Genomic DNA, 19,266 nt, shown 5'->3' on the forward strand with positions numbered 1-19,266 from the left:
AAAACGAAGGGCGCTCCGCCGAAAGCGGAGCGCCCTTCTCATTTGTGCGGCCGGCGGCGCGCCGCAACGCGCCTCCGCCTCGACTGCCTCGCCGCTACACGCACTTAACGCGCTTAACGCGCAGCAGCCTTATTCACCGTGGCATTCGCCGAAGCCACCGCCGTCATGTTGATGATGCGTCGCACCGTCGCCGCCGGCGTGAGGATGTGCACGGGCTTGGAAGCGCCCAGCAGGAACGGGCCCACCGTCACGCCTTCGCCGCCCACCACCTTCAGCAGGTTGTACGCGATGTTCGCCGCTTCCACGTTCGGCATGATCAGCAGGTTCGCTTCGCCCGTGAGCGTCGTGCCCGGGAACGACTGCTTGCGGATCAGCTCGGAGAGCGCCGCGTCGCCGTGCATTTCGCCGTCCACTTCGAGCTGCGGCGCGCGTTGCGCGATCAGCTCGCGCGCGGCCTGCATGCGCTGCGAGGTCGACGAGCGCACGCTGCCGAAGTTCGAGCTCGAGAGCAGCGCGACCTTCGGCGCAATGCCGAACTTCTCGATCTCGCGCGCGGCGAGGATCGTCATGTCGGCGAGCTGCTCGGCGCTCGGCACTTCGTTCACGTAGGTGTCGCTGATGAACAGATTGCGGCCCGGCAGCATCAGCAGGTTCATCGCCGCGTAGTTGTCGGCGTCGGCGGCCTTGCCCAGCACCTGCTCGATGTACTTGAGGTGGTAGTCGAAGCTGTTCACGAGACCGCAGATCATGCCGTCCGCGTCGCCCATATGCACGAGGATCGCGCCGATCAGCGTGTTGAACTTGCGCATCGAGGCCTTCGCGACGTCGGGCGTGATGCCCTGGCGCGCGCCGAGCTCGTGGTACGCCAGCCAGCTCTTCTGGAAGCGCGGATCGTCTTCCGGATCGACGATCTCGAAGTCGGTGCCCACACGCAGCTTCGAGCCCATCTTCTTCAGGCGCATTTCCACGACGGAAGGACGGCCCACGATGATCGGCTTGGCGATCTTCTCGGTGAGCACGAACTGCGCGGCGCGCAACACGCGCTCGTCTTCGCCCTCGGCGAACACGATGCGTGCGCAGTTGGCCTTCGCCGCTGCGAACACCGGGCGCATCACCATGCCCGTGCGGTAGACAGTCGCGCCGAGCTGCTCGCGGTACGCATCCATGTCCAGGATCGGACGCGTGGCGACGCCCGAATCCATCGCGGCCTGTGCAACGGCCGGCGCGATCTTGATGATGAGACGCGGATCGAAGGGCTTCGGAATCAGGTAGTCCGGGCCGAATTCGAGCGTGTGGCCTTCATAGGCCTTCGCCACTTCGTCGCCCTGGTCGGTTTCTTCGGCAAGCTCCGCAATCGCGCGCACACACGCGAGCTTCATCTCCTCCGTGATGGTGGTCGCGCCCACGTCGAGCGCGCCGCGGAAGATGAACGGGAAGCACAGCACGTTGTTGACCTGGTTCGGATAGTCCGAACGGCCCGTGGCGATGATCGCGTCCGGGCGCACCTTCTTCGCCTCTTCCGGGCGGATTTCCGGCTCCGGGTTCGCGAGTGCGAGGATCAGCGGCTTGTCGCCCATTTCCTTGACCATCTCGGGCTTGAGCACGCCGGCGCTCGAGCAGCCGAGGAACACGTCGGCGCCCTTGATGGCGTCGCCAAGCGTGCGCGCGTCAGTGTTGGCGGCGTAGCGCTGTTTCGACGGATCGAGATTGCCGCGGCCTTCGTAGATCACGCCCTTCGAGTCGGAGACAAGGATGTTCTCTTTCTTCAGGCCGAGCTTCACGAGCAGGTCCAGACACGCGATGGCCGCCGCGCCCGCGCCCGAGCACACGAGCTTCACGCTGCCGAGTTCCTTGCCCACGACCTTCAGGCCGTTGAGGATGGCCGCCGAGGCGATGATGGCCGTGCCGTGCTGGTCGTCATGGAAGACGGGAATCTTCATGCGCTCGCGCAGCTTCTGCTCGATGTAGAAGCACTCGGGCGCCTTGATGTCTTCGAGGTTGATGCCGCCGAGCGTGGGCTCGAGCATGGCGATGGCGTCGACGAGCTTGTCCGGATCGTGCTCGTCGAGCTCGATGTCGAACACGTCGATGCCGGCGAACTTCTTGAACAGGCAGCCCTTGCCTTCCATCACGGGCTTGGCCGCGAGCGGGCCGATGTTGCCGAGGCCGAGCACGGCCGTGCCGTTGGTCACGACGCCGACCAGGTTGCCGCGCGAGGTGTACTTCTGCGCATCGAGCGGCTCGGCGTGGATCGCCTCACAGGCTGCGGCCACGCCCGGCGAGTACGCGAGCGAGAGGTCGAGCTGGTTGGAGAGCGGTTTGGTGGGCGTGACCGAAATCTTGCCGGGCTTCGGATTCTGGTGATACGCGAGCGCGCTTTGCTTCAGTTGTTCATCCATTTTCGGGCCTGCCAGGACGTGAGAGACGAGAGAAGTTTTATGTTCGTAGGCCCGCCGGTTCGCGCGGCGCTCGCAGCCAAACCATAGGTGAAACGGCGCGGGCGAAATGGCGGGGGATTAGTGTACACCTCGTCATGATTGGGGCGAGTCGGGTCAAAGACTGATACCGGGAATTTGTGGCGCCCGTAAATGCCCGTGGCGCTTGCGTTCCGGGGCGCCCCATACGGCCCCTTACGAGCGTGATGCGCCGCCCATGTAGCGCCGCAGCTGCCGTCTCATGTGGCGCAAGATGCGGCGTTGCGCCGCACCCCAGGACCCCTGCACCCCTGCACCCCTGCACCCCTGCACCCCGTACGCCGATCCCGCCCGCTCCGGGCTTACTCGAGCGCGGCGCCGCGCCGTTCAGGAATCAGAAAGAGGGTCGCGAGAATGTCCAGCACATAGATCGCCGCCAGCATGCCGAGCGCCGCGGTGAACGAGTAGCGGGCCGCCATCGCGCCGACCGCTAGCGGCCCGAAGCCGCCCACGGCTCGGCCGATGTTGAAGAGCACGTTCTGGGCGGTGGCGCGCGCCGCTGTCGGATAGAGCTCTGAAATGAGCGCGCCGTAGCCGCCGATCATGCCGTTCACGAACACGCCCATCGCCGCACCGCCAATCAGCAGCGCGAATGGCGTGCTCAGGTGCGCGTAGACGAACACCATCACCACCGCGCCCACCTGATAGAACAGGAACGCGGGCCGGCGCCCGAAGCGGTCGGCGGCCACGCCGAACAGCCAGATGCCGAGCGCCATGCCAGCGACGGTCGCGGCGGTCCAGAGGCCAGACTTCGTCAGCGAGTAGCCAAAGGATTTCGACAGGTAGGCGGGCAGCCAGATCATCAGCCCGTAGTAGCCGAAGTTCTGCACCGAGCAGAGCACCGCCACGCCGACGCTCGCGCGCGCCGTGCGGGCGTCGGCGACCAGCAGGCCGAGCGCGCGCAGCCATGCGCCACGCTCGTGCGCCGGCATCTGCGCTTGAGCCTGTGCAATGCGCGCCCGATGCGCGACGAATAGCTCCGGCTCCTCCACGCCCCGCCGCACGGCGAACGACACCACGGCGGGCAGGAGACCGATCGCGAACATGCCGCGCCAGCCAATCACGGGCAAAAGCCACGGCGTGAGCAGCGCCGCGGCAAGCACGCCCACTTGCCAGCCGAGCCCGACATACGAGGACGCCCGCGCGCGCAGCTGGGCGGGCCAAGCCTCGGCGACCAGCGCCATGCCGATGCCGAACTCGCCGCCGAGCCCAATGCCGGCAATCGTCCGGTACACGAGCAAGTCGGCGTAGCCGCGCGAGAGTGCGCATAGTCCGGTGAAGACCGCGAACACGAGGATCGTCCACGTGAGCACGCGCACGCGCCCAAAGCGGTCCGAGAGCAGCCCGAACACGATGCCGCCCACGACCGCGCCCACGAGCGTCCATGTGACGAGCGAGCCGGCCTCTCCACCCGAGAGATGCAGATCGGCGCTGATGGCGGGCAGCATGAAGCCGAGCATGAGCAGGTCGAAGCCGTCCATGGCGTAGCCGAGCACCGAGGCGATGAGCGCGCGCATGGCGTGGCCGCTCGGGTGCGCCGCATGGGCGTTTTCGCTCGTGTGCGGAATGGCGGCGGGCGCGATGGCGGTATCGGCGGGCGTGAGTCCCGAGGTCTCGGTAGGCGGTTCGGGGCGACGTGCGGGGCGAGGTTCGGGGCGAGAAGCGGCGGTCATTCGGACAATCCTCTATTGGGCGCGGGCCTGGCGAAAACCGGCGTGAGTTTACTGGCGGGCCGGCGCAGCCACAACCGCAACCGCATGGCCTGGCGCCGGGCATTCGGGCCGCCGTGCAGGCGGCCTGCGAGCGGCGCCTGCAGGCAGGCCGCGCCACGATCCCACCCTACAAATCCGGCGCACGCTGCGACAGACACCGTCAGCGCGACTCGTCGGCGAACGTCAAGTCGGGTAAAATACCGGGCTACGCGCGCAAGAGAAGCCGCCCGGAGCGAGCGAGTCGCCTGAAGCCAACTATCAGACGATCGACGCCATCCTGGCCGCGCATCGCGAGTTCCGACGCATGCCAACCGGATTCGCCGTGCCAGCGCCATTGGGCCCATGCGAGCGCCCGCCTCCCGCACTCACCTCATATCCAAGGATTCGCCCATGACAGGCTACGATCGCCAGACGATCTCTGACGCAACCGCGAAAATGCTGCTCGAAGTGAAGGCCGTGCACTTCAATGCCGAAAAGCCCTTCATCTTCACTTCCGGCTGGGCGAGCCCGGTCTACATCGACTGCCGCAAGCTGATCTCGTATCCGCGCGTGCGCCGCGGCCTGATGGAAATGGCCGAGGCCACCATCCTGCGCGACGTCGGCTACGAGCAGATCGACGCCGTGGCCGGCGGCGAAACCGCGGGCATCCCGTTCGCGGCGTGGCTCTCGGACCGCCTGATGGTGCCGATGCAGTATGTGCGCAAGAAGCCGAAGGGCTTTGGCCGCAATGCGCAGATCGAGGGTCTGCTCACCGAAGGCCAGCGCGTGCTGCTGGTCGAGGACCTGACCACGGACAGCCGCAGCAAGATCAACTTCATCAACGCGCTGCGCACCGCCGGCGCGCAGGTGAACCACTGCTTCGTGCTGTTCCACTACAACATCTTCAAGGAAAGCGTCTCGGTCCTGAAGGACATCGACGTCGACCTGCACGCGCTCGCCACGTGGTGGGACGTGTTGCGCGTCGCCAAGGAATCGGGCTACTTCGAAACGAAGACGCTCGACGAAGTCGAGAAATTCCTGCACGCACCGGCCGAATGGTCGGCAGCACACGGCGGCGCGACCTCGGCACCGCAGTAAGCCTGCTTACGCGGTACGCCTCGCTCACCCGCCAGCGCGCCCCGCTCAAGCAAAAAGGCCATCTGCCCGCAAGGGAGATGGCCTTTTTTCATGCCTCGCGCAACATCCTGCTGAGGCGCCGTGCACTCAAGACACGACTTCGCCGGCCGCGCCATCTTCGGGCGCATGCGATGAGAGATTGAGCAGGCCATTGCTCTGCGCGTACTGGAACAACTCGGAGTCGCGATCGAGCCCGAGCTTGCGCATGGCCGTGTTCTTCTGCGTACTGATCGTCTTGATGCTGCGGTTGAGCTTTTCGGAGATTTCCTTGATCGTCATGCCGGACACGAAAAGCCGCACCACTTCGAGTTCGCGCTTCGAGAGGATCACTTCCTCGTTCTTGCCACCGCTGTTGATGCGCAACGATTCGAGCGCAACCTTCACTTGCGGGCTCATATATTCGAGACCGCGGCTCACATGCTGCACCGCGAGGCCGATATGGCTCAGGTCGTCGGACTTGTGGACCACCGCGATCACGCCGAGCTCGCCCAGCCGCTTCAGGAGCGCCGCGTTTTCGAGCATCGTGAGGACGACGATGGGAATGTCCTGGAAGTTGCGGCGCAAATAGCCGATGAGCGGCAGGCCGTCGCCGTACTGGCCGCCCGGCATGGCGAGATCGGTCACGAGCACATCGCACGGCGTGGTCTGCAGCGCCTTGATCAGTTCGGTGGACTGACGGGCACGGCCGACGACCTGGATGCCAGGAAACTTGAGCAGCGCATGCTCCGCGCCGAACAAGATCACCGGATGATCGTCCGCGACTACGACCCTGATTGGCTGCTGCTGCATTACCCCTCCGTGGAGACCGTCCTGCTTGTCTTTCTTTCTGATCGGCTATCTGCCCGGGAAACCCCACACCCCCGATACGTCACTTCCTGTGTGGGCAGGAAAGCACGCGACTATAGCCGATTTCCCCGTGCGCACAGCCGTCAGGCGGCCAAAACGCGTTCGCTTAATGCCGTTATATTGAACGAAGTTCGATCCCGCGCACAATTCGAAACGAGCCGTCGGCGGTGTGTCACGCGCGTTTGACAAACATACAGGAGAACTGGACTATGCGCGCCTCACGCGACCTTGCCTGTCGGACTACACGTTCTGCGCTTCCGACTGTAAAGGGTGCGCGCGCCTTCAACGCGCGAACGATTTGCCGCCTCGGTGCAGGCCTCGTTGTCATCGCCCTGGCTCATGTGGATGCACACGCCCAAAGCACGTTCGCACTCAGCAGCACGAACTTTCGTGACGGCGCTCAGGCTGCCGCATCACAAGTGTTCAACGACAACGGCTGCACGGGCGCAAATCGATCGCCGCAATTGACATGGCGCAACCCACCGGCAGGAACGCGCAGCTACGCCGTCACGATGTTCGATCCCGATGCGCCGGGCTCCGGCTGGTGGCACTGGGCCGCAGCCAACATTCCCGCACACGTGAATGCGCTCCCCGAAAACGCCAGTGCCTCGGGCGCGCTCAAGCAGCTCGGCGCGCTAGAAGCGCGCAACGACTTCGGCGGCGCGGGCTATGACGGCCCATGTCCACCGCCGGGCAAGCCACACCGGTATGTCGTGACCGTCTATGCGCTAAGTGTCGACAAGCTCGCACTCGCCCCGGGCGCACCCGCGACTGTGTTCGATCACGCGATCCGCGGCGCCGCACTCGGCAACGCCCAGATCACGGTCACGTACGGACGCTGAAAGACGCTGGACACGCAGCTGCGGCTAACATGTCACGGCGCAGCCAGCGCTCCCCTCCTGTCGTCCAACCTTCTGTTGGAGCTTTTCATGTCTCGAATCGTCATTGCCTATCACAGCGGCTACGGCCACACGAAAAAACTTGCCGAGGCGGTGCTCGCCGGCCTGCAAGGCGCGGGCGCAGACGCGAAGCTGCTCGCCGTCGCCGAGATCGACGACGCTGGCTGGGCCGAGCTCGACGCCGCTGACGCCATTGTGTTCGGCGCGCCCACTTACATGGGCGGGCCGTCGGCCGACTTCAAGAAGTTCGCCGACGCAAGCTCCAAGGTCTGGTTCACGCAGAAGTGGAAGGACAAGATCGCCGCGGGCTTCACGAACTCCGCCACGATGAACGGCGACAAGTTCTCGACCATCCAGTATTTCGTGACGCTCGCCATGCAGCACAGCATGATCTGGGCGGGCACCGGCATGATGCCCGCGAACACGAAGGCGGCCACGCGCGACGACCTGAACTTCGTGGGCGGCTTCACGGGTCTGCTCGCGCAATCGCCCGCCGACGCCTCGCCCGACGAGGCGCCACCCGCCGGCGATCTCGAAACCGCGCGGGCCTTTGGCACGCGCATCGCCGCGGTCACGGCCCGCTGGCTGGCCGGGCGCGCCGCCGCGGCCTGAAAGGCGGGCGTCCGCGCGCTGTCATACCTTCTAAACGAGCCTCGCGCATAGTTAGCGCGAGGCCTTCGCGCCCCAAGGCTGCGGCCAGCGCCAGCCTTACGGGTTACTCCCGATTTTTTTCCACCGCTCGCCGCGCGTCGAGCCGCCATCGGTCTTAAAATATCGTTCCGGCGCCGCATGGATGAGCGCCGCGCGGCAAGATTCGCCCGCGCGGCAGGCAGCGTCCGCAATCCCCGAGTTTCAGAGAGACCGAGATGAGCACGAAAGTTTTTGTCGACGGACAGGAAGGCACGACCGGCCTGAAGATTTTCGAATACCTGTCGCAGCGCGCCGACGTCGAGATCCTGCGCATCGACGAAGCGAAGCGCAAGGACGTCGAGGAACGCCGCCGCCTCATTAATGCGTCCGACGTGACTTTCCTGTGCCTGCCCGACGTCGCCTCGCGCGAGTCGGCCTCGCTCGTCGAAAACGAGCGCACGGTGCTCATCGACGCGAGCACGGCCTTCCGCACCCACGCCGACTGGGCCTACGGCCTGCCCGAGCTGACCCACGCGCAGCGCGAGCGCGTGCGCAATGCCCGCCGCATTGCCGTGCCGGGCTGCCACGCTTCGGCGTTCGTGCTGGCCATGCGACCGCTCGTCGAGGCGGGACTCGTGGCGCCCGATTTCGCGGCGCACGCGTACTCGCTCACCGGCTACAGCGGCGGCGGCAAGAAGATGATTGCCGAGTACGAAGCCGGCGGCAACGCGAAGCTCATGAGCCCGCGCCCCTACGCGCTCGGTCTCACGCACAAGCATCTGCCGGAAATGGCGTTCCACGGCGGCCTGAAGGGCGCGCCCGTGTTTACGCCGATCGTCGGCCCGTTCTACAAGGGCCTTGCGGTGACGACCTATTATTCGCCGCAGCAGCTCACGCGCCGCGCGAAGCCCGAAGACGTGCTGGCGCTCTACGCCGAGTACTACGGTCGCGAAAAATTCGTGCGTGTGATGCCGTTCAACGCCGAAGCCAACCTCGACGAGGGCATGTTCGACGTCCAGGCGAACAACGACACCAATCGTGTCGACCTGTTCGTGTTCGGCAACGACGAGCAGTTTGTGACGGTCGCGCGTCTGGACAATCTGGGCAAGGGCGCCTCGGGCGCGGCGATCCAGTGCATGAATCTCGCCATCGGCGCGGCGGAGGACAGTGGCCTGAAGGCTTGAGGGCTCAGGCAAGCCGCCGGCACCTCTGCGGCAGCTAAAGTGAAAAACCCGGCACTGCAAAGCGCCGGGTTTTTTCGTTTATGGGCGGCGCTTGCGGCAGGCGCTAGCGCGCGCCGGATGGCTGCGGTGCAAGTCGTGCGGGCAAAAAAAAGCCCGCCATGTTTGGCGGGCTGAATCCATATCAGAGGAGACATGGAGGAGACAAGAAGAAGTATAGCGAACTACTTGGTGCGACGCAACATGTAAAGTAGTGCGGACCCTGAACGTTGCCAATAAGCAACAAAAACAGCCATCAGGATTACCCGGATAACGGGGCGCGGGTCCGGGAACCCCGGAATCTCGGCTGCGGGAGCCCGATGGGATCCTTGGCCAGCCTACTGGGCGACCATCGAGAGAATGAACGTCAGCTGGTCGAGCCCCACTGGCCGCACCAGGTGCACATCGAAGCCAGCGGCAAGCGCCTGGTCGCGATGGCGCGACTCGCCCCAGCCGCTCAGCGCGATCAGGAGCGGCGTGCGTGCGCCGCAGGCTTCGCGCAGCCGGCGCGCGAGGGCGGCCGGCTCGTCGTCGGGCGCGAGCGACAGCGCGACGATCGCCACGTCCGGCACGAAGCGCGCAGCGGCTTCGGCTGCGTCGTCGAGTGTTTTCGCCATGGCGGTCGCGTAGTTCAGGTCGGCCAGCAATGTGCCGAGCCCTGCCAGCGACTTCTCGTCATGATCGGCGATCAGGATGCGCGTCTCCATCCGCCGTCTCCATTCGCTCTGGTGTGCATCGTTCCCCGTCCGCTCGCGTGGCTCGACGCCTGGCCAGCAGGGGTCCTGGTTGTCCCACATTATCCGCCGCAGCCCGGCCGGGCTTTGTGCGTCAACGAGCAGTCGTCTGAGGATTTTGACCGGCGAGCCGGGCAGCTCGCGCCCTTGTTTGCACCCCGATTCGCAGCGACCGCGCCAACGCGATTCGCGACTTCGGTTGCCGCCCGGCTCTCGCGCCACTCAGGCGCGGCCCGCGCGGCGTGCCGCGACCTTGCCGAGCACCGCAAAGTCGCGCTCGCCGTCGCCGTGTGCAACGGCTTCGAGCAGGCTGTCGCGCAGCACGCTCGCGACGGGCAGCGGCGTCGCGACCGCGTCGGCCGCCGCCAGCGCGAGTCGCACGTCCTTCAGGCCGAGGCGCGCCTTGAATAGCGCCGGCTCGTAGCGGCCTTCCGCAATCATGCCGCCGTAGCCCGCGTACACGGGGCCCGGAAACGGCCCTGCCGTGACCACGTCGAGGAAGTCGCGCATCGCCACACCGTGGCCGCCAAGCAACGCCGCCGCCTCGCCGAGCGCCTCCACCGCCGCCGCCAGCATGAAGTTCGCGGCGAGTTTCATCACGTTCGCCTGCTGCGGCAGCGCGCCGATGCGCCAGGTCTTCTGGCCGATCGCGTCGAAGAGCGGCTGCACACGGTCGATGGCCTCGGCGGCGCCCGCCGCGATGATCGTGAGCTTCGCCGCCGCCGCGGCGTCGGGTCGCCCGAGCACCGGCGCCGCAATGTAATGCAGGCCGAGTTCGGCGTGCTCGCGCGCGAGCGTCTCGGCAAGCGCCACCGAAATCGTCGCCATGTTCACGTGAACGAGGCCGCGCGGCGCCTGCGCGAGCAGCGCAGCGTCGATCACCTCGCGCAGCGCCGCGTCGTCGGCGAGCATCGAAATCACGGCGTCGCCGGCAAACGCCCCGGCAGGCGTCGCAACCACGCGCGCGCCCGCGGCGGCCAGCGCCTGCGCCTTGGCCGGCGTGCGGTTCCAGACGCGCACCGTGTGTCCCGCCTTCAGCAAGTTGGCGACCATTGCGGCCCCCATTTCGCCAAGGCCGATAAAGCCGATATCCATCGCCTGCTCCTTGAGGAGACGCCCGGGTGGCGCCTGATGATGTCAAGCGGCAGTAGAGCACAGTGCGCGAGGCGCTGCAGCGAACCGCGAAGCCGCCGCGCCGCTCGTCCGGCAGCGCGCGCCAGGGACACAGCGGCAGTGCGATACTGCTGCCATGGTCACCGCCACTTTCCGCTTCTACGAGGAGCTGAACGACTTTCTCGCGCGGCCGCTGCGCCGGCGCGCGTTCAGTTGCCCGTGCGCGCGCAACGCCACGGCGAAACACATGATCGAGGCGCTCGGGGTCCCGCACACCGAAGTGGAGCTGATCCTCGTGAACGGCGAGTCGGTGGGATTCGAGCATCCGCTCGCGGACGGCGACCGCGTGGCCGTCTATCCGAAGTTCGAGGCGCTCGACATCCGGCCCTTGCTGCGCGTGCGAGCGAGCCCGCTGCGGGAGCTGCGCTTCATCGCCGATGCTCATCTCGGCGGCCTCGCGCAACTGCTGCGGCTCGTGGGGTTCGACACCGTCTACGACAACCATTTCGCCGACGAAGCCATCGAATCGCTCGCCGTGGCCGAGCACCGCATCGTCCTCACGCGCGATCGCGAGCTTCTCAAGCGGCGCAGCATCACGCACGGCTGCTATGTGCGCGCGCTCAAGCCGCGCGCCCAGCTCTACGAACTCTTCGAGCGGCTCGACCTCGCCGCGAGCGTGCAGCCGTTCCGGCTATGCCTCACGTGCAATGCGCCGCTGCGGCGCATCGCGCGCGGCGAGGTGCGCTCGCGCGTGCCCGATGGCGTATTCGAGCGGCAGACGCGCTTCGTCACCTGCGACGTCTGCGAACGAGTGTTCTGGGAGGGCTCGCACTGGCGGCGGATGCGCGCGCTGATCGACGACGTGGCCGGCACGCGCAGCGACGCACGCGACGCTCCGCCGCCAGCCGCGCAAGCCGGCGGACCGGCCGCCCAGCCCGATGAACGGCGCGACCCGGACGGCGACGCCCCCCCCTGATACGCATCGCGGCGATGGACGCGCGCAGGCGTTTGCGTACAATGCGCGCCACTGCCCAACCTCGGAGCCGAACCCATGGCCATGAAAAAATTCGACCTTGAGAAAAACAAGGCGCTGAAACTGATGCAATCGACGAACAAGGCCGGCCCCGACCGCTTCGGCAAGGGCTCGACGCCAGAGGCGCTCGACCGCCGCGAGCAGCGCAAGCTCGATCAGGCCGCGGGCCTCGTGCCGTTCGCGTGCAAGCTCAACGCCGATCTCGTGGCGAAGCTGAAGGCGCGCGCTGAAGATCATCCGCAAGGTCTGACCGGTCTTTTGACCGAGCTGCTCGAAGCTGGTCTCGCGCACGACGCCTCTTGAGCGCGACGCGCCGCGACACGCGTATGACGTGCGGGTTGAGTGCCCCATAGCCCGCCGCATGACGCATGACGCGCGAAAAACGGGGACAAAAAAACCAGAGCATCTGCTCTGGTTTTTTCTTTCCACTGCCCGCCTGCGGCTTCGTTGCCGCGCGGGCCGGATGGCGGGGCGCTTTACTGCTGCGTGCCCTTGTCGCTCGTGCCGGCGGCCGAAGCGGCTTCCTGCACGGGAGCGCGCTTGCCGTGGTGCTTGAGCTTCTTGTGCGTCTTCTTGGCCTTTGCCGGAGCGCTGGCAGCCGGAGCAGCCGCTGCGGCGCCCGATGCTTCCTGTGCAAAAGCTTGAGCCGAAATCAGTGCGACGGATGCTGCGATGAGCGAGGCGAGAATCTTTTTCATCTGTTGTTCCCCAAACCTGACGAGTATGACCGGCACGTTGTGAATTAGCTTTGCGATACGGCGAAACGGTCCGCTGGCCGATCTGGGCGGGCGATTCGCGCGAAGCAGTATTACGCAGCGTAGGCGGTTTGTCATCCGCAATTGGGCCAGTGTCTTGTCAGTGAGACATTTTCCTTTCAATTCAGATACGATCGAGGTTTCGCACGGCTGTTCGCCTTGCGCACCTGCCTCCCGCGGCAAAATCACGCCAAATCTGAGAATTCCGCTTGAAATCCGCCAACCACCACCTGCGCGCCAATCTGCTGATGCTGGCCGCCGCCATCATCTGGGGCTCCGCGTTCGTCGCACAGCGACTGAGCCTGGACACCATCGGCCCGTTCCTCTTCACCGGCCTGCGCTTCCTGCTGGGCGCGGCGGTCGTCTCGGCATTCGTCTTCGCAACGGGATACCTGCAGCGCATGCGGCAAGGGCGCGATCGCGTGGCCCCCGCGCGCCGGCTCGATGCTGCGCTGCTGCGCTCCGGCGCGTTGCTCGGGCTTGTGCTCGCCGTGGCCATCTCGCTGCAGCAAATCGGCCTGCGTTACACGAAGATCGCCAACGCGGGGTTCATCAGCTCGCTCTACGTCGTTATCGTGCCGATGCTGGGCGTGTTGCTGCGCCATCGCACCGGCCCCGGCACGTGGATCGGCGCGGCGCTCGCGGCGGCCGGGCTCTATCTGCTGAGCATCAACGAGCATTTTTCGATCATGTACGGCGACTGGTATCAGCTCGGCTGCGCGCTCGTTATCTCCATTCAGATGATGCTCGTGGCCCACTACGCGCCGCGTCACGATCCGCTCGCGCTCTCGATCGTGCAGTTCGTCGTCTGCGGGCTCGTCTGCCTCGTCGTTGGGGTCGCGCTCGAACCCATGCATCTCGCCGACATCGCCCGAGCGGCGCCCGCCATCCTCTACGGCGGCGCGCTTTCCGTAGGCGTGGGCTACACGTTTCAGGTGGTCGCGCAACGCGATGCGGCGCCCTCGCATGCCGCTGTGATCTTCAGCATGGAAGGCGTGTTCGCCGCATTCGCGGGCTGGGTCGTGCTTGGTGAGACGCTCAGCGCCCGCGCACTCGTGGGCTGCGCGCTGATGCTCGTGGGCTTGCTCGCCTGCCAGTTGTTGCCGGCTACGCGCGGACGCGTTCACGCGCACGAGACCCAGCCCTCGGAATCCGTTTGAATGCGCCGCGTAGATGCGCGGCCAATTACCGGAGTTTTGTCGAAGCCGATTTGACTCTGGTGCATACGCATAGCGTCGCCAGCGGGCGGCGCTTTTTTTTGGCTGCTTCCAGCGATTTCGTGCCGCATGTCGAGGGCGCTTTGTGCCTCCCGCGTGTGGATATCGCCGCGACAGGCAAGTTATCCACGGCAAGCTCTGGATAATCTGGGGACGACCCGGGGTACGAACTGTGGATCACTTCTTGATAACTTTGCATCGTCTATCGAAGAGCCAAAAGTTATCCGCGATGTTCGAAATGCATACAGCGATTGTCCGCATGCCTGTCCGGATTGCATCGAATTGAACCGAATAAGAAATACCGCGTTATCCACAGGAAATGCCACGGCTTGTTAACTATTACTACGTATACATATCTATATACATAACTCTTATTAGATAACTCACGCTGCCCGACGCAAGATCAGGATGCGGATGCATCGCGAGCGAGCGTCGCATCGACAAAACGCGGCAACCCTAGCAACGCGCGACGCGCAATGGAACGCTTGAGCTCCGCGCGACGCCCGGAAAAGAGCACGGTCTCGCTTGCCGACACCACCGCGCCGCGATGCATGCACGCCCATGCAAAGCTGTGCGTGGCAGGCGCTCCGCCCTCGTGCTCCGGCGCCAGCCACCCAATGCTTGCGAGCGCCACGTTCGCGTGCCCTGCGCGCTGCGCAAGCAGCGCTTCGGCTAGCGCGCGGGCGAGTGGCTCACCCGGCGGCGCATCTCCCTCTGCCGCTTGCGCAAGCGTGCCTGGCAGCCCCGCCAATGCCGTGCTCGTATGCGCGACGACGCCAATATCGAGGCACGCGTGAGCGCCCGCCACGTCGGCGAGCATGGCCGACAACGCTCCGGCGGTGCAGGTTTCGATGCTCGCGAGCACGAGCGCACGCGAGTGCAGATAGCCGACGATCTGCTTCGATATGTTCATGGTTCGTGAGGCCCTCTTGATTGCATCAAACGCCGCAGGCAACAAAAAAGGCGTGCGGCCGCCAGGCCAGCACGCCCTTGGGGGCGGTCCGTGCGCGGCTGAGCTAGCCGCCTTCCATCATCCGCTCGATGGCCGGTTCGAGGTTGCGCAAACCGACGGTCGCCGGCTCGTGCTCGACGACGCCAAAGAACTCCGTGCGGCGCGGCGCGGGATCGACGAGCATGTTGCGCGCATAACGGCCGTAGCGCGTGGGCGGCAGCAGCCGCTCGGGCGGAATCACTTCGAACGCCGTGCCTACGGCAATGAACAGATCGTCGTCGGTCATGGCCTGCTGAATGCGCCAGAGCGTCTCGTATTCGGGCGCGGCTTCGTTGAAGAACACGACGCCCGGCTTCACGCTGTCCACCTGGCCGCACGACGGGCAGGCAGCGCCGGGATCGAGCCCGGCGCCGCTCCTCGGGAAACGATAATCGCAGTCGGTGCAGAGCAGCGAAATCATGTCGCCGTGCAGATGCGTGACCTGGCGCGCGCCGGCCTGCTCGAGCATGTCGTCGATATTTTGCGTGACGAGGTGCACGCGCTCCGTGCCCCACGTGTTCTGCCACTGCGCGAGCAGGCGATGGGCATCGTTCGGGCACGCGTCCGCACACTCGGCGATGCGCTGGTTATAGAAGCGGAACACCGCAGGCCGGTTGCGGCGCCACGTGTGGTAGTTGCAGACCTCGTCGATGTTCGCGTGCGTCCAGATGCCGTTGCCGGTACGAAACGTCGAGATCCCGCTTTCCGCCGAGAGCCCCGCGCCTGAAAACACGTACAGACGGGGCAAGCGGCCCTCCTGACGAGCTTGCTGCCCGGATGGCTGTCGGGGTTGCTCCAAATCGGCCACTTTCATCTCCTGGATTCGATCGGCGCCATTATGACGCCGCGTCCCGTCTTGCGGCAGTGGGCGGCGGCACGTGCGCGATCAAACCGCGTGCAACGGAATTTTTACAGACGGTTACAGCAGAGCGTATGCCGTATCACCTTGGAGCGATTCCATTCTCTAGTATCCCGCCATCCACGGACGCATCGCCGCGTCCGGACACATGAATACAAAGGACGAGGAAGCACCATGAAACGCGCACTGATTCTTTCCGCTCTGGGAGTGGCCCTCGCCGCAGCGTGCGGCCAGGCGTCGGCGCATACCGACCTGAGCGTCATGCTCGGCGTGCCTGTTGCGCCGGTCTACGCGGCGCCGCCGGCCGTGGTCTACGAGGACGCCCCGGTCGCCTACGCGGCGCCTGCTTACGCCGCACCTGCCTACGGTTACGGCTATGGCTATGGTTACCGCGGCGATGACGACTGGGACCACCGTGATCACGACCACGGCCGTCATCGTGGCTGGCACAAGCACCATCACGACGACGACGACGAGTAATAAGGCGGGAGATTGGGGCGCGTCGCAAACGCGCCCCGAGATGCGGATGTCTTGAGGGATGCGGGAGCGGTGAGGTCTGCCGAGTGCGCGGCGATGTTCGCCGCACCCTCGCCGCTTACTCCACCGTCACCGACTTCGCGAGGTTGCGCGGCTTGTCCACATCGGTGCCGCGCGTGCAGGCCGTGTGATACGCGAGCAACTGCAGCGGCACCACGTGCAGGATCGGCGAAAGCAGCCCGTAGTGCTCCGGCATGCGGATCACGTGGATGCCCTCTTCGCTCGCGATATGCGTATCGGCATCGGCGAACACGTAGAGGTGGCCGCCACGCGCGCGCACTTCCTGCATGTTCGACTTGAGCTTCTCCAGCAGCGCGTCGTTCGGCGCCACCGTCACCACCGGCATGGCCTCCGTCACCAGCGCCAGTGGCCCGTGCTTGAGCTCGCCCGCCGGATATGCCTCGGCGTGGATATACGAGATTTCCTTGAGCTTGAGCGCGCCTTCGAGCGCGATCGGATAGTGCAGCCCGCGCCCGAGGAACAGCGCGTTTTCCTTGCGCGCGAACTCCTGCGACCACGCGATGATCTGCGGCTCCAGCGCCAGCACGCCATTGAGCGCCGCCGGCAGGTGGCGCAGCGCCTTCAGGTACGTCGCTTCCTGCTGCGCATTCACATGACCGCGCAGCTTGCCCAGCGTCACCGCGAGAATGAACAGGCCCACGAGCTGCGTCGTGAACGCCTTGGTCGACGCCACGCCAATCTCGCGCCCCGCGTGCGTGAGGAACTTCAGTTCCGTGAGGCGTACCATCGCGCTCGACGCCACGTTGCAGACCGCGAGCGTGTGCTCCATGCCGAGCGACTGCGCATGCTTGAGCGCCGCGAGCGTGTCGGCGGTTTCGCCCGACTGCGAGATCGTCACCACGAGCGAACGCGGATTGGGCACCGACTCGCGATAGCGGTACTCGCTCGCGATCTCGACTTCGGTGCGGATCTTCGCGACCGATTCGAGCCAGTACTTCGCGGTCAGCCCCGCGTAGTAGCTCGTGCCGCACGCGAGAATGAGGATGCTGTCGATGCCCTTGAACACCTCGCCCGCGTTCTCGCCGAACTGCACGGGATCGAAGGCGACATCGGCGGGAATCGTGTCGGAGATCGCGCGCGGCTGCTCGAAGATCTCCTTTTGCATGTAGTGGCGATACGGGCCGAGCTCGACCGCGCCGCTATAGGCCTGCACGTCGCGCGCCGGGCGCTCGGCGGGGTTGCCCGCGCGATCGACGATGCGCACGCCCTCGAGCGTGACCTCGCAGATGTCGCCCTCTTCCAGATAGCTGACGCGGTTCGCGCTGCCCGCGATGGCGAGCGCGTCCGAGGCGATGAAGTTGCCACCCTCGCCATAGCCCACCACGAGCGGCGAGCCCGCGCGCGCGCCCACCACGGTGTGCGGCTGGTCCTTGTGCACCACGCCGATCGCATACGCGCCCGAGAGCTGCTGCACGGCTTCGCGCACGGCAGCGAACAGGTCGCCCTTGTACAGGCTGTGGATCAGGTGCGCGATGACTTCGGTGTCGGTCTGCGAGACGAACTCGTAGCCCTTGCCGCGCAGCATCTCGCGCAGCGACTCGTAGTTCTCGATGATGCCGTTGTGCACGATCGCCAGCGCGTTGCTCGAGAAGATCGGGTGCGCGTTGTTCACCGTGGGCGCGCCGTGCGTGGCCCAGCGCGTGTGTGCGATGCCCGTGACGCCTTCGAAGCGCGTCTCGCGCGCCTGCTCGTCGAGCTCGGCCACGCGCGCGACGCTGCGCACGCGCTGCGGGCCTTCTGCGGTGACGATGGCCACGCCGCACGAATCGTAGCCGCGGTATTCGAGCCGCCGCAGACCTTCGATGAGAACGGGAACGATATTACGAAGCGCAACTGCGCCGACGATGCCGCACATGGAGTTCGGTCCTTTGCAATGAGAGGCGGGGCGCCGCGCTGCGATTGAGGTTCACGCGCGCGGCGCCCGGAAAGTCCTGCCGTTCAGCGTTTCTTTCAGCGTTTGTGCTTCACCGGCCGAACGTAGCCGGTTTTCGCGATCTGGGTCTTTTCGTTGAGCACGAGCGTGTCTTCGGGCACGTCCTTCCACACCGTCGTGCCCGCCGCGATGGTCACGCCGCGACCGACTCGCACGGGAGCGACGAGTTGCGTATCGGAGCCCACGAACACCTGATCTTCGATCACCGTGCGGTGCTTGTTCGCGCCGTCGTAATTGCAGGTGATGGTGCCCGCGCCGATGTTCACGCCCGCGCCCACGTCGGCGTCGCCCACATAGCTCAGGTGGTTGGCCTTCGAGCCGTGGCCGATGTTCGCGTTCTTCACCTCGACGAAGTTGCCCACGTGCACTTCGTCGGCGAGCTGCGCGCCGGGGCGCAGACGCGCGTAGGGCCCAAGCACGGCCTGCGCGCCAACCGTTGCGCTCTCGATGTGCGTGTAGGCATCCACGCGCGTGCCCGCGCCGATCACGGCGTCGCGGATCACGCAGTTCGGGCCGATGCGCACGTTATCGGCCAGCGTCACCTGGCCTTCGAACACGCAGTTCACGTCGATGAACACGTCGCGCCCGCAGCTGATCGAGCCGCGCAGGTCAAAGCGCGCGGGGTCCGCGAGCGTCACGCCGGCCACGAGCAATGCGTCGGCGGCGTTGCGCTGGTACACGCGCTCGAGCTCGGCGAGCTGCTGCTTGCTGTTCACGCCGAGCGTCTCCCACTCGGCGTCGGGCTGCGCGGTGACGACCGGATGGCCCGCCGCGATTGCCGCTTCCACGACGTCGGTGAGGTAGTACTCGCCCTGCGCGTTGTCGTTGCCGAGTGCCGCGAGCCAGCCCGCCAGCGGCGCGGTGGGCGTCACGACGATGCCGGTGTTGATCTCGTCGATGAGGCGCTCGTCCTCGCTCGCGTCCTTCTGCTCGACGATGCGCAGCACCTGGCCGGTCGCGCCGCGCACGATGCGCCCGTAACCGGTCGGATCGTCGAGCGTCACGGTGAGGATGCCGTAGCCCGTCTTTTGTCCGTCTTGCCCGGCGTTGGCCGCGGCGTCGGTGAGGCGCTTGAGCGTGGAGGCGCGCGTGAGCGGCACGTCGCCGTAGAGCACCAGCGTGGGCTGATTCGCATCGAGCAACGGCAGCGCCTGCGCGAGCGCGTGGCCGGTGCCG

The 19,266-nt window shown here is 66.0% G+C and carries 18 protein-coding genes; 8 read left to right on the forward strand and 10 right to left on the reverse strand.

Features of this window, described 5'->3' with window-relative positions:
• Positions 1-113: 113 nt before the first annotated feature.
• Positions 114-2,399, reverse strand: a complete 2,286-nt coding sequence (locus EYW47_RS39155) for an NADP-dependent malic enzyme (RefSeq protein ID WP_133200162.1) — start codon at positions 2,397-2,399, stop codon at positions 114-116.
• A 377-nt stretch (positions 2,400-2,776) separates the two neighbouring features.
• Positions 2,777-3,991: an MFS transporter gene (locus EYW47_RS39160; protein WP_205710240.1), complete on the reverse strand. Its 1,215-nt coding sequence runs from the start codon at positions 3,989-3,991 to the stop codon at positions 2,777-2,779.
• Between the two features lie 585 nt (positions 3,992-4,576).
• Here EYW47_RS39160 and EYW47_RS39165 point away from each other — a divergent pair.
• Entirely contained in the window at positions 4,577-5,263 is a 687-nt protein-coding gene (locus EYW47_RS39165) for an orotate phosphoribosyltransferase (protein ID WP_028203433.1), read from the forward strand.
• A gap of 126 nt (positions 5,264-5,389) precedes the next feature.
• Here EYW47_RS39165 and EYW47_RS39170 read toward each other — a convergent pair whose 3' ends face one another.
• Positions 5,390-6,091, reverse strand: coding sequence for a response regulator (locus EYW47_RS39170; RefSeq protein ID WP_133200164.1), 702 nt, complete (start codon positions 6,089-6,091; stop codon positions 5,390-5,392).
• A 266-nt stretch (positions 6,092-6,357) separates the two neighbouring features.
• Between EYW47_RS39170 and EYW47_RS39175 the strand changes: the two genes are divergently transcribed.
• The 3 genes from EYW47_RS39175 to argC all read left to right on the forward strand — a co-directional run bounded on the left by EYW47_RS39175 (position 6,358) and on the right by argC (position 8,861).
• On the forward strand, positions 6,358-6,990 hold the full coding sequence (locus EYW47_RS39175; protein ID WP_133200165.1) for a YbhB/YbcL family Raf kinase inhibitor-like protein: 633 nt from the start codon (positions 6,358-6,360) through the stop codon (positions 6,988-6,990).
• 87 nt (positions 6,991-7,077) lie between these two features.
• Positions 7,078-7,659, forward strand: a complete 582-nt coding sequence (locus tag EYW47_RS39180; RefSeq protein WP_133200166.1) for a flavodoxin family protein — start codon at positions 7,078-7,080, stop codon at positions 7,657-7,659.
• A gap of 254 nt (positions 7,660-7,913) precedes the next feature.
• Positions 7,914-8,861: an N-acetyl-gamma-glutamyl-phosphate reductase gene (argC, locus tag EYW47_RS39185; RefSeq protein WP_133200167.1), complete on the forward strand. Its 948-nt coding sequence runs from the start codon at positions 7,914-7,916 to the stop codon at positions 8,859-8,861.
• A 374-nt stretch (positions 8,862-9,235) separates the two neighbouring features.
• Here the strand turns inward: argC and EYW47_RS39190 are convergent, their stop codons facing one another.
• Positions 9,236-9,604, reverse strand: a complete 369-nt coding sequence (locus EYW47_RS39190; protein ID WP_165976811.1) for a response regulator — start codon at positions 9,602-9,604, stop codon at positions 9,236-9,238.
• A 249-nt stretch (positions 9,605-9,853) separates the two neighbouring features.
• Complete coding sequence (locus EYW47_RS39195; RefSeq protein ID WP_133200169.1) at positions 9,854-10,726, reverse strand: NAD(P)-dependent oxidoreductase; 873 nt, start codon at positions 10,724-10,726, stop codon at positions 9,854-9,856.
• 154 nt (positions 10,727-10,880) lie between these two features.
• On the opposite strand from EYW47_RS39195, the gene EYW47_RS39200 reads away from it, so the two are divergent.
• Together EYW47_RS39200 and EYW47_RS39205 are read left to right on the forward strand one after the other, a co-directional pair.
• Positions 10,881-11,720: a Mut7-C RNAse domain-containing protein gene (locus tag EYW47_RS39200; RefSeq protein ID WP_133200170.1), complete on the forward strand. Its 840-nt coding sequence runs from the start codon at positions 10,881-10,883 to the stop codon at positions 11,718-11,720.
• A gap of 75 nt (positions 11,721-11,795) precedes the next feature.
• Positions 11,796-12,080 carry a hypothetical protein gene (locus EYW47_RS39205; protein ID WP_133200171.1) on the forward strand — a complete coding sequence of 95 codons (285 nt, stop codon included), beginning with the start codon at positions 11,796-11,798 and terminating at the stop codon, positions 12,078-12,080.
• A 173-nt stretch (positions 12,081-12,253) separates the two neighbouring features.
• Here the strand turns inward: EYW47_RS39205 and EYW47_RS39210 are convergent, their stop codons facing one another.
• A complete protein-coding gene (locus EYW47_RS39210) occupies positions 12,254-12,475 on the reverse strand; it encodes a hypothetical protein (RefSeq protein WP_133200172.1) in 222 nt (73 codons plus the stop codon).
• A gap of 305 nt (positions 12,476-12,780) precedes the next feature.
• Here EYW47_RS39210 and EYW47_RS39215 point away from each other — a divergent pair, with 305 nt between their 5' ends.
• Positions 12,781-13,692 (forward strand): DMT family transporter, encoded by a 912-nt coding sequence (locus EYW47_RS39215; protein WP_133200178.1) that lies wholly within the window; start codon positions 12,781-12,783, stop codon positions 13,690-13,692.
• A gap of 460 nt (positions 13,693-14,152) precedes the next feature.
• Here EYW47_RS39215 and EYW47_RS39220 read toward each other — a convergent pair whose 3' ends face one another.
• A complete protein-coding gene (locus EYW47_RS39220) occupies positions 14,153-14,662 on the reverse strand; it encodes a CinA family protein (protein WP_133200173.1) in 510 nt (169 codons plus the stop codon).
• 103 nt (positions 14,663-14,765) lie between these two features.
• Positions 14,766-15,488, reverse strand: a complete 723-nt coding sequence (locus EYW47_RS39225; RefSeq protein ID WP_240764119.1) for an SIR2 family NAD-dependent protein deacylase — start codon at positions 15,486-15,488, stop codon at positions 14,766-14,768.
• A 285-nt stretch (positions 15,489-15,773) separates the two neighbouring features.
• Here EYW47_RS39225 and EYW47_RS39230 point away from each other — a divergent pair, with 285 nt between their 5' ends.
• Positions 15,774-16,079: a hypothetical protein gene (locus EYW47_RS39230; RefSeq protein ID WP_133200175.1), complete on the forward strand. Its 306-nt coding sequence runs from the start codon at positions 15,774-15,776 to the stop codon at positions 16,077-16,079.
• Positions 16,080-16,194: 115 nt separating this feature from the next.
• Here the strand turns inward: EYW47_RS39230 and glmS are convergent, their stop codons facing one another.
• The gene (gene glmS, locus EYW47_RS39235) at positions 16,195-18,012 is read right to left on the reverse strand and encodes a glutamine--fructose-6-phosphate transaminase (isomerizing) (protein WP_133200176.1); all 1,818 of its coding nucleotides are present in this window, start codon (positions 18,010-18,012) and stop codon (positions 16,195-16,197) included.
• Between the two features lie 95 nt (positions 18,013-18,107).
• A partial coding sequence (gene glmU, locus EYW47_RS39240) for a bifunctional UDP-N-acetylglucosamine diphosphorylase/glucosamine-1-phosphate N-acetyltransferase GlmU (RefSeq protein WP_133200177.1) occupies positions 18,108-19,266 on the reverse strand: 1,159 nt, incomplete at its 5' end.

Source organism: Paraburkholderia silviterrae (assembly GCF_004353915.1).
Taxonomy (GTDB): Bacteria; Pseudomonadota; Gammaproteobacteria; order Burkholderiales; family Burkholderiaceae; genus Paraburkholderia; species Paraburkholderia silviterrae.

Excerpts from the sequence above, each read along its gene's own strand:
- EYW47_RS39155 (WP_133200162.1), bottom strand. The coding sequence starts at position 2,399 with ATGGATGAACAACTGAAGCAAAGCGCGCTCGCGTATCACCAGAATCCG.
- EYW47_RS39160 (WP_205710240.1), bottom strand. The coding sequence starts at position 3,991 with ATGCGCGCGCTCATCGCCTCGGTGCTCGGCTACGCCATGGACGGCTTC.
- EYW47_RS39165 (WP_028203433.1), top strand. The coding sequence starts at position 4,577 with ATGACAGGCTACGATCGCCAGACGATCTCTGACGCAACCGCGAAAATG.
- EYW47_RS39170 (WP_133200164.1), bottom strand. The coding sequence starts at position 6,091 with ATGCAGCAGCAGCCAATCAGGGTCGTAGTCGCGGACGATCATCCGGTG.
- EYW47_RS39175 (WP_133200165.1), top strand. The coding sequence starts at position 6,358 with ATGCGCGCCTCACGCGACCTTGCCTGTCGGACTACACGTTCTGCGCTT.
- EYW47_RS39180 (WP_133200166.1), top strand. The coding sequence starts at position 7,078 with ATGTCTCGAATCGTCATTGCCTATCACAGCGGCTACGGCCACACGAAA.
- argC (WP_133200167.1), top strand. The coding sequence starts at position 7,914 with ATGAGCACGAAAGTTTTTGTCGACGGACAGGAAGGCACGACCGGCCTG.
- EYW47_RS39190 (WP_165976811.1), bottom strand. The coding sequence starts at position 9,604 with ATGGAGACGCGCATCCTGATCGCCGATCATGACGAGAAGTCGCTGGCA.
- EYW47_RS39195 (WP_133200169.1), bottom strand. The coding sequence starts at position 10,726 with ATGGATATCGGCTTTATCGGCCTTGGCGAAATGGGGGCCGCAATGGTC.
- EYW47_RS39200 (WP_133200170.1), top strand. The coding sequence starts at position 10,881 with ATGGTCACCGCCACTTTCCGCTTCTACGAGGAGCTGAACGACTTTCTC.
- EYW47_RS39205 (WP_133200171.1), top strand. The coding sequence starts at position 11,796 with ATGGCCATGAAAAAATTCGACCTTGAGAAAAACAAGGCGCTGAAACTG.
- EYW47_RS39210 (WP_133200172.1), bottom strand. The coding sequence starts at position 12,475 with ATGAAAAAGATTCTCGCCTCGCTCATCGCAGCATCCGTCGCACTGATT.
- EYW47_RS39215 (WP_133200178.1), top strand. The coding sequence starts at position 12,781 with ATGCTGGCCGCCGCCATCATCTGGGGCTCCGCGTTCGTCGCACAGCGA.
- EYW47_RS39220 (WP_133200173.1), bottom strand. The coding sequence starts at position 14,662 with ATGAACATATCGAAGCAGATCGTCGGCTATCTGCACTCGCGTGCGCTC.
- EYW47_RS39230 (WP_133200175.1), top strand. The coding sequence starts at position 15,774 with ATGAAACGCGCACTGATTCTTTCCGCTCTGGGAGTGGCCCTCGCCGCA.
- glmS (WP_133200176.1), bottom strand. The coding sequence starts at position 18,012 with ATGTGCGGCATCGTCGGCGCAGTTGCGCTTCGTAATATCGTTCCCGTT.